This window comes from Candidatus Sulfotelmatobacter sp. (assembly GCA_035498555.1).
Lineage (GTDB): Bacteria > Eisenbacteria > RBG-16-71-46 > RBG-16-71-46 > RBG-16-71-46 > DATKAB01.
Genome location: DATKAB010000174.1, coordinates 1 through 9,331, shown reverse-complemented (window position 1 = coordinate 9,331; position 9,331 = coordinate 1). Strand labels below are relative to the sequence as shown.

Here is a 9,331-nt window from a genome sequence, read left to right as displayed (position 1 = left end):
CCCCTTCGCGATCGAGCGCCAGGACTTGCCGTGATCGTCGCTGCGCAGCACGCCGATGTCGGGGCGCGGGCCGCCGGGGCCGTCCCAGTTCGCCCAGCCGCCGTGGTTCTGCATGTAGAGCCGGCCGGGGGCGTCGTCGTGACGCACGATCTTGTGCACGCACTGCCCGAATTCGGGATACGGATCCGGAGCGAATCCGGCCCCCACACCCTGGTTCGAGGCGACGAACGTGTTGCCGCCGTCCTCGCTCAGGTAGTGGCCGCCGGTCGAGATGCCGAGGTGCACGCGATCGCCGTCCCGGATGATGGTGTGCATGCACAAGCCGCCCGCGCCCGGGTTCCACTTGCGCGCGTGCTCGTGATTGCTGATGCCCGGCACCATCTCCCAGCTGTCGCCGCCATCAGGACTGCGGAACAGCGAGGCCGGCTCGACTCCCGCCCACAGCTCCTTCTTGCCGGGCCCGGGCTCGAGCGACCAGATGTTGGCGAGCGCGCGGCCGTCGTCCTTGGGGAACGTCGGCGCGGACTTGGTGTCCTTGAAGCTGTGCCCCAAGTCGGTCGAGCGGAGAACCCGCATGCCGAAGAATGCGTTGCAGCTCGAACCGTAGAAGCGTGGAGTCCCGCGGGTGTCGATCAGCGTCGAATACACCGCGACGCCGGGGCCGAATGGGCCGCGCAGCTCGAACTTGCCGCGCGACTTCGAGCCCTCTGCGACGAACATGCCTTTCCGGGTGCCGATGGCGAGATACACGCGCTCCGACATGATCAGCCTCCTGAGACCGAGGGCAGTATGGTGAGTTCGTCGCCGCTCGCCAGCGCCGTCTCGACGCCGTCGAGATCGCGCACGTTGGTGACGTTCACGAACAGGTTGACGTGACGCCGAACGGCGCCGGTTTCCTCACAGATGCCGAGGTAGAGCTGCGGGAAGCGCCGCTCGATCTCCGCCAGCGCGAGTCGGACGCTCGCCGCCTCGACGGTGAGATGGCGCGCGCCTTCACAGCGCGGGCGAAGCATACCGGGAATGTAGACGGTAACCGACATGCAATTGACAGGATTCCACGAATGCGATTCGAATGGAAGTCCATGATCGCGGAGAGCCGGCGCGGAACGCCCCCAAGTCCGGGGCCGATGGTGACGATAACTCCGGAGCGGGAGGGTGAGCCTGATGGTTCGAATACCCAAGAGCTTCGCCTGGGGCGTGAGGCCCTGGACGGCCTTGTTTCTCCTGGCCGTCCTGCTCGTCACCGGCTGGTTGCTCTCGCGTACCCCGGCCTCCCGCCACGACGCCCGAGTGGCCGCAAGCGCTCCGGGCGGTTCCTCACCGAACCTTGCCGATTCGGTGGTTCGGGCGCCGATCCCGTATCCCGGCCTGGCTCCGAGCGCAGGCTCGGAGTCGGAGTCTCGGTCCCGCTGGACCACGCTCGAGGATGCCATGGCGCAATCGCAACACGATGGCAAACCGATCCTGATCGATTTCAATGCTGTGTGGTGTGGACCCTGTCAGGCGATGAAACGGCAAGTCTTCGACGACCAGGACCGGGGTCAGCTGCTCCTCGACGCGGTCATCCCGGTTTCGATCGTGGATCGGGTGAGGGAGGACGGAGAGAATCCGCCCGATGTCGACGAGCTGCAGAAGCGTTTCCAGGTCGAGGCCTTCCCCACTCTGGTGGTGTTCTCGCCACGCAGCGGCCGATCCATGGTCGCCGAGGGCTACTCCAGCGCCGACCAGGCGCTGAACTGGATTCTGGCGGCGGCGAAGGCGGTTCGGTAGCCTCGCGTTCCAGCTTCCAGGCCCGAGAACGAACTGCTCGGGCCGCGGCGCGGAACGTCTCGTGAGCGAGCCCCGATCGAAATCCTCGCGGCTCCGCGAGCTGGGATTGGTCTTCCTCCGGCTGGGCGCCACTTCGTTCGGCGGGCCGGCCGCGCATATCGGCATGATGGACCACGAGCTCGTGAGCCGGCGCCAGTGGCTCACGCGCGAGGAATTCCTCGACCTGATCGGCGCTGCCGCGCTCATTCCGGGCCCCAATTCCACCGAGGTGGCGATCCACGTTGGGTATCGCCGCGCGGGCTGGCGCGGGCTGCTGATCGCGGGCACGTGCTTCATCGTTCCGGCCTGCCTGATCACCTGGGCGCTGGCCTGGACCTACGTGCGCTACGGCTCGCTCCCCGAGGGGCGGAGCATCTTCTACGGTGTCCGCCCGGTGATCATCGCGGTAGTGCTCCAGGCGCTGGTGGGGCTGGCGCGCAGCGCGCTGCGCCGCCGGGACCTGATCGCGCTGGCGATGGCCGGAACCACCGCCAGCTTCCTTGGCTTGAACGAGCTGGTGCTGCTCGCGGGCTCGGGGGCGCTGGCGATGCTGGTGCGCTCGAGTCCCGGCTGGGGCGCGGGGACCCACGGGCGCGACGGCGCTGCGCCTCTCCTGCTGGCGCTTCCGGCGGCGGCGGCACCCGGATTCGGGCTCGGCGCGCTGTTCCTGTTCTTTCTCAAGGTCGGGGCGATTCTGTTCGGCAGCGGCTACGTGCTGCTCGCGTTCCTCCGCGCCGATCTGGTCGCGCGCTGGCACTGGCTCACCGAGTCGCAGCTGATGGACGCGATCGCCGCCGGCCAGATCACGCCCGGCCCGGTGTTCTCGACCGCCACGTTCGTCGGCTACCTGCTGGGTCGAACTCCAGGTGCCGTTCTGGCGACCATCGGCATCTTCCTGCCGGCGTTCGTGTTCGTGGCCTTGAGCGGGCCATGGGTGGCGCGCGTTCGAGGGTCGCGGTCGGCCGGCGCATTCCTCGACGGGGTCAACGTCGCGTCGCTCTCCTTGATGGCGGTCGTGACCTGGCAGCTGGGTCGCGCCGCGATCCACGACGCGCTGACCGCGCTCCTGTTCGCGGCAAGCGGGTTCGCGTTGTTCCGATTTCGCATCAATCCGGTGTGGCTGATGCTGGCCGGGGCCCTGCTCGGGCTGCTCGCGGTTCCGTTTCACCTCGCTCGGTGAGGGTCGTGCTATTTCCCGAGCAGTCGGAGGATCCCGGTGGTCATCTGCGGCAGGTAGGTGATCATCAGTACGCCGCCGCCCAGGATGAGCAGGAAAGGCACGACGTACCGGTAGAGCTGCGGCAGCGGCTTGTCGAAGCGCGACGAGGAGAGGAACAGATTGAGACCGACCGGCGGAAACAGGAATCCCAGCTCGAGGTTGGCGAGGAACACCACGCCCAGGTGCACGGGATCGATGCCAAAGGCCGCACCGATCGGCGCCACCAGCGGCGCGAGAATGATGATGGCCGAGTAGATCTCGAGCACGCTGCCCAGCACCAGCAGCACCACGTTGAGGGCCAGCAGGAACACGTGCGGCGAGTGGATGTGCGTGCGCACGGCTGCCAGCAGCGCACTGGGGATCTGCGCATCCACCATCCAGCTGGTGAGCCCGAGCGCGCTCGAGAGCAGGATCAGCACCGAGCCGCACAGCACTCCGGCCTTCACCAGCACGCCGGGCAGCGCGTGAATCGGATGGATGTCGCGCATGATGAAGCACTCGATCACGATCGCGGCCAGTAGCGCCACCGCCGAGGCCTCGACGATGGTCGCGAGCCCGGTGGCGAACAGCACCACCACCACCGCCGGAATGGCCAGCTCCCACTTGGCCGCCCACAGCGCGGCCAGCATTTCGCGGAGCGAGAAGGCATGGCGCGGCGCGCCCACTCGCTGGCCGACCTGCATGCCGTAGAGCGCCACGATGGCCACCAGCAAGACACCGGGAATCAGGCCGGCGAGATACAGCGAGTCGGGGGGCACGTTGGCGACGATCGCGTAGAGAATCACCGGCAGGCTGGGCGGAAACAGGAGCCCGAGGCTGCCGGCCGCGGTGACCAGCCCGAGCGAGAAGCTCTCGGGGTATCTTTCTTCACGCAGGATCGGATAGAGCAGGCCGCCGAGCGCCATGATGGTGACGCCCGAGCCACCGGTGAAGGTGGTGAATACCGCGCACACCGCCGCCACCAGGATCGCGATGCCGCCGGGCATCCAGCCGAACAGCGCTCGGAAGAACCTCACCAGCCGGCTGGCGGCGTTCGATTCCGCCATCACGTAGCCGCAGGCGGTGAGCAGCGGAATCGCGGGCAGCGTCGGCGAGACCATCAGGCGGTAGATCTCGGCGGTCACCGCCGATACCGGCACGCCGTCCTTCCAGAACAACACCAGCGCGATGCCGCCCATGGCGACGAACACTGGCGCTCCCACCAGCGCCGCCAGCACGATCAGCGCCAGAATCGGTATCGCGAGCGCGTGGCCGAGACCGGGCGCCAGCCCGAGCGCGAAGGCCGCGGCGATCGCGACGAACGCCGGCCAGCGGCCGCTCCAGCGATCCGCGGCCCCGAGCGCCAGCCGTAGCGCGATCAGGCCGAGCGCCGCCGGCATGATGCACTCCGTCCACCAGGCGGGAATGCCGATCGCGAGCCGCAGGCCCTGCTCGCGGTCGGCCGCCACCACTCCCGCCGCGGAGTAGGCGAGCACCGCGCACACCGCCGCCGCGATCGAAGACGAGAACTGCCGGGCGGCATCGCGAATCTTCGCGTGACCGATGGCTTCCGCGGTCGAGAGCGTCAGGTGACGGTGCTCGCGGGTGGCGAGCAGTCCGCCGAGGAACGCGAGCCACAGCGTGAGCTGGGCGCGATAGGTGGCGGAGCCGGGAAGAAAAAGGCCGCCGAACGGCCGCCCGATCGTGTCGATCAGCGGCAGGATCATCGAGAGGACGAAAGCCGCGACCAGCACGCCGCCTTCGAGTCTGCGGAGTGTGGTGACGACTCGGTTGTCGGATGACGGCGACGAGGCGGCGCTCACGACGCGTTTCAAGGTATCATGCCTCGGCCCGAGCAACTCAGCCCCCGGACGAACGATGAGGAGGAGCACATGCGTTTGGCTCGAATCGGATTCGGGAGCGCGCTGGCTGCGATCGCGCTCATGCCGGTCGTCGTGCATGCGGCGTCGCAGCGATCGTATCTGGCCGGCGGCTACACCATGGCCGACTTTCCCCTGGGAGACTGGGGCAAGGTTGCTGGTTTCGGCATCGGACTCGACGGCACCAATCTCACTTACCTCGATCCCGCGAAGCCGCTGGCGATCCGCTCGAGCCTCGGCTTCATCTACAACTTCTCGCGCACCCAGGACGTTCCCAAGTCCAACATCGGTGCCAACGACAAGCTCTCGCTCGAGACCAAGAACGGCACGCTTTACTTCGGCATCGGCCCCGAACTCGGAAAGCGCGGCGGCGCGATGAACCCTTTCATCTTCGGCACCGTGGGCTTCAACACCTACTGGACGGCGAGCAACTTGAGCGGCACGGTCGGAGGACTGCCCTACGAGGCGAAGTATGGCGACTCGCGAATCGCCTTCGCCTGGGCGGGCGGCGCGGGGATCCGCAAGCACGTCAGCCACGGGGAATCGGTCGAGCTGAGCGTCGAATATCGCTCGGGAGGCGGACACATGTACGTGCTGCCCGATCAAGTCACGACCAGCGGGACCGCGGTCAACGCCGAACGGAAGGCGCGGACCACCGATCAACTGCTGCTCCGGATCGGAACGGTGCTCGGCTACTGACCGAGGGAGCCGGTCTTCTCGACAGGATCAGCAGAGTGACATCGTCTCCGGCGGGTCGTCCCGCGCGGTGCCGGGCGACCCGTTCGAGCAGTCGGTTCCGGATTTCATCGGGCTCGTGCGACGCCGCACCCATCAGCGTCTCCTCCACCGCTTCGCGACCCAGGAGATTGCCGTCGGGATCTTCCGCTTCGGTCAGGCCGTCGGTGAAGAGGATGAGCTGGTCGCCTAGCTCGAGCTGCCGGGTGCACGACTCGAACGGCAACCGGGCGAATGGCCCGAGCAGCGTGCCGCCGCACGCGGGGAGACGTTGCGGCTCATCGGCGCCACTTCGCAACAGCAGCGGCGGGTCGTGCCCGGCGAGCGAGTAACGAATCGTGCCGCTCGCGGGCTCGAGCTCGACGTAGCCGGCGCTTACGAACCATCCCGACGGTAGCAGCCGATCCAGCTCTCGCGACATCCCGGCCAGCAGGCGATCGGGCGGCAGCGCCTCGACCGCCAGCTGATGGAACAGGGTGCGGGTGATCGCCATCAGCACCGCGGCGGCCGCACCGTGGCCGGTCGCGTCGGCGATCAGAATTCCGACCCGGCCATCCGGCAGCGTCGCGAAATCGTAGTAGTCGCCGCCGGCGCGCGTGCTGGTCTCGTAGTGGACGCTCCAGCTATAGCCGGGGATGGGCGGCGGCTCGGGCGGCAGCATTTCGCGCTGGAGTCTGCCCACCGCCTGGGTTTCGCGATCGAGCGCCAGATTCGAGACCTGGAGCCTTCGGGCCAGCGCCTGGGCGTTGCGCAGCGAGGAGCGCAGGGAGCCCAGGGTAAGGGCGGCGGCGGTGTAGATCGAGAACTCCGCGATCAGGTTCCAGACCAGGATCGCGGTGCGCGAGAACGGATGTCCGACCAGGAAGTAGGCGAGCAGCCAGGCCAGACTGCCGAGGAGCGCCATGGCGAGGCCGGGTTTCCGACCGAGGAACCAGGCGGCGAAGCTCACCGCGACCACGTAGTAGAGCGATGACGACACTTCCTCGCCGGTCCAGTAATCGGTGAGGAACGCCGCGACCAGTAAAGCCGCCGCGGCCGCCCACGCCGAGGCGCGACCGGAGCTCGCCTGCCGCGTGGTTGCCGAACGCCGCTCGGCGCGTGGCTCGCCCCGCGCCTCCACCCGCCTCGGATCCGATCCTTGATCCATGCCGACTGCCTGTTCCATCGGGCTCCCCGCGGTGACGCTCCGAGTGTGGCTCTCTCCGCCGGGGTCCGGTGTCATGCCTCGGAAGAGCTTTTCACTTGAGACGCGGGACATGTCGCAGGGACGTGCACGGCCCGAGAGAAATCGTGCCCTCGAAGACGGTGCTTCGTTCCCACTGCCGGCGCGTTCGTGGCTCGATCCCCCCGCGTTGGTCGCGACGACCCAACGCGCCTCCCCCGCCTTGCAACGATTTCACTTCATCCACCGTCTCAGCGCCCGGACGCTTCCGACCGGGAAGCCCAAAACCGAGACGGGACCTGCCCCTCCGATGACCGCTGGTCCTCGCGAGCGCAGCCGGCCCATGAAGCACGCGCCGGTTGCTGCAATTCCGCGCGCCGAGTCTCCGACTCGAGCGCTGCTGGTGCTGGCCGTCTGCTGGCTGGTGCTGTACTCGCCCCAGCTCCTCGCGCACCAGTCCTTCCTTTTCGGCGACGCCACCCTGTTCCGGCGTTTCTCCGAATTCTCTCGTGAACGCTGGATCGCGCTGCATCAACGGACGTTCTGGAACCCTTACGTCTTCTTCGGCCTCCCGGCGACCGCGAGCCTCGCCGACCAGCGCCCTCAGTACCTGCCCGATCTGGCCCTCGATGTCTGGGAACGCCTGCGGGCGTGGAGCGGTTTGCCGCCGTTGCTCGTCCCCCTGTTCGCGGACCTGGCCGGAATCCTGTCGACCGCGCTGCTCTCTCGCGCGCTGTGGGCGGCCGGGACCGAGGCCATGATCTGGGCGGGCCTCGGCTGGGCACTCATGCCCGGCCTCATCGTCCCGTTCACGTTCGGACACGATGCACAGTTTCTCAGCGCCTCGTTGATTCCGGCGCAGCTGCTGCTGGTTCATGCCCAGTTCGCCGCGGCAAGCCGAGTGCCGAGGTCCTGGGCACAGTGGGGGTTCGCGGTGCTGCTCGGCCTCCAGTGTCTCCACGGACATCCGCAGATGGTGGCCGCCGGGCTCGCGCTGTCGGTCGCGTTCGCGGTGGAGCGCGCGATTCATTTCCGGCGGGCCTCCCCCCTGGCGGGGCTGAGTCTGTCCCTGGTCCTTGGGCTCGGGATGGGGGCGGCGTCGTGGTGGCCGGCCCTCCGCTACGCCGCCCTATCCGTTCGCGGCGGGCCCGGCGGCGTGGATGCGCGCGACGTCGCCGACTTCAGCCAGTCGTGGCGCGACCTCCTCTCGCTCGCCTGGCCGCGGGCGGTGGGGTTCGGCGGCGCCACCTACTGGGGGGGACTTCGCAAGACCGATTTCCCGCAGTTCGCCGGTACGCTGATCTGCGGGCTCTCGCTTCTGGCCTGGCCGCGAATCGGCCGGCGCGAGGGAAGCGCGGTGCTCCTCCTCTCGGGCGCCGCCGCGACCGGGATCCTGCTGTCGCTGGGCTCGCATCTCGGTGGTCTCGATCTCTGGCTGCGCGAGCATCTGCCGCTGTTCGCGAACTTCCGCGTGTCGGTGGTGTGGCTGGTGATGACCGATCTCGCGTTGATCGAGCTCTCGGCGCTGGGCTGGGAGCGGGTGGCTCACGCGCTCGAGGGACGCGAGCGGACGCGTCGTGCGCTGGTCGCCCTGTGCGCGAGTGCGAGTCTCGCGCTGTTCACCGGACTGCTCGTGGCGTTCACGCCGCTTCGCGACCTGATCGCCGGCCTGTCGCGCGACTATCGTCCACACTTGAGCCTGGAGCTGGCGCGTGGCGCGGCCGGCCGGTCCGCGCTCGATCTGGCCGCGCGCGGTCTGCTGCTCGGACTGGCCTGCACGCTGGGACTGTTCGCGCGACGCGGTCGATGGCTGCCGGCGCTCTCGATGCTGGCGCTCGCGCTTCACTCGGTGGACCTCGGATCGGTGAGCGTGCCATTCCTGTTGCGAACCTCCGGCGCCACCGATCGACTCGAGGCTCCTCCGGCGCCCGAGATCGCCCGGCTCGCCGCCGCCGATCCGCGGTCGCGCGCGTTGCCGCTCGAGTCGGACCCGCCGCCTTCCAACGACTGGGTGAGCTGGCGCGCCCGGTGCGCGGGCGGCGTTCACGGCTCGATCTATCGAGATTGGGCGGCCTTGATGGCGGCGGGCCTGCCGCTCCACTACGAGGCACTGTGTGCTCTCGCGGTTCGCTACGCGACGGTTCCCGGTTCCACGCCCGAGCGCAGCGAGCTGTGGAGCAATTGCGATTCGTCGCACGATGGGCCGATCGTCATTCGGCTGAAGCACGCCCGTGATCGCGCCTACTGTGTGCCCCACGTCACCGCGCCCGGGAGCCGCGAGCGGGTGATGGACGCGCTGTTCTCGCCTTCGTTTCGCGCCTCGGAGCAGGCCCTGGCGGACGCCCCGGCGTTCGCGGGCGATTATCGGGGCTCGCTCGCCTGCCGGCTCCGCTGGCTCGAGGACTCGCCGGACCGATTGCGCCTCGCGATCAACGCTCCGGCGCCGGCATTCCTGGTGATCGCCGACGCCTGGTTTCCCGGCTGGACCGCGACGCTCGATGGCGAGAGGACGGCGATCGCGCGCGTGGACTATCTGGTGCGCGGAGT

8 protein-coding genes are annotated in these 9,331 nt (G+C 68.6%); 4 read left to right on the top strand and 4 right to left on the bottom strand.

The features are described from left to right. On the bottom strand, positions 1 to 762 hold a 762-nt coding region (locus tag VMJ70_13970), incomplete at its 3' end, for a hypothetical protein (GenBank protein HTO92232.1). Positions 763 to 764: 2 nt separating this feature from the next. Next, the gene (locus VMJ70_13965; protein HTO92231.1) at positions 765 to 1,040 is read right to left on the bottom strand and encodes a MoaD/ThiS family protein; all 276 of its coding nucleotides are present in this window, start codon (positions 1,038 to 1,040) and stop codon (positions 765 to 767) included. A 124-nt stretch (positions 1,041 to 1,164) separates the two neighbouring features. Between VMJ70_13965 and VMJ70_13960 the strand changes: the two genes are divergently transcribed. Together VMJ70_13960 and chrA are read left to right on the top strand one after the other, a co-directional pair. Continuing rightward, positions 1,165 to 1,770, top strand: coding sequence for a thioredoxin family protein (locus tag VMJ70_13960; GenBank protein HTO92230.1), 606 nt, complete (start codon positions 1,165 to 1,167; stop codon positions 1,768 to 1,770). Positions 1,771 to 1,831: 61 nt separating this feature from the next. Beyond that, on the top strand, positions 1,832 to 2,989 hold the full coding sequence (gene chrA / locus VMJ70_13955) for a chromate efflux transporter (protein ID HTO92229.1): 1,158 nt from the start codon (positions 1,832 to 1,834) through the stop codon (positions 2,987 to 2,989). A gap of 8 nt (positions 2,990 to 2,997) precedes the next feature. Here chrA and VMJ70_13950 read toward each other — a convergent pair whose 3' ends face one another. After that, positions 2,998 to 4,842: a TRAP transporter large permease subunit gene (locus VMJ70_13950; protein ID HTO92228.1), complete on the bottom strand. Its 1,845-nt coding sequence runs from the start codon at positions 4,840 to 4,842 to the stop codon at positions 2,998 to 3,000. A 57-nt stretch (positions 4,843 to 4,899) separates the two neighbouring features. On the opposite strand from VMJ70_13950, the gene VMJ70_13945 reads away from it, so the two are divergent. Beyond that, on the top strand, positions 4,900 to 5,586 hold the full coding sequence (locus tag VMJ70_13945; GenBank protein ID HTO92227.1) for a hypothetical protein: 687 nt from the start codon (positions 4,900 to 4,902) through the stop codon (positions 5,584 to 5,586). Here VMJ70_13945 and VMJ70_13940 read toward each other — a convergent pair. Then, complete coding sequence (locus VMJ70_13940; protein ID HTO92226.1) at positions 5,516 to 6,769, bottom strand: SpoIIE family protein phosphatase; 1,254 nt, start codon at positions 6,767 to 6,769, stop codon at positions 5,516 to 5,518. The two genes, VMJ70_13945 and VMJ70_13940, sit on opposite strands and share 71 nt — an antisense overlap. 358 nt (positions 6,770 to 7,127) lie before the next feature. Between VMJ70_13940 and VMJ70_13935 the strand changes: the two genes are divergently transcribed. Then, positions 7,128 to 9,331: hypothetical protein (locus VMJ70_13935; GenBank protein HTO92225.1), on the top strand; the 2,204-nt coding region annotated here is incomplete at its 3' end.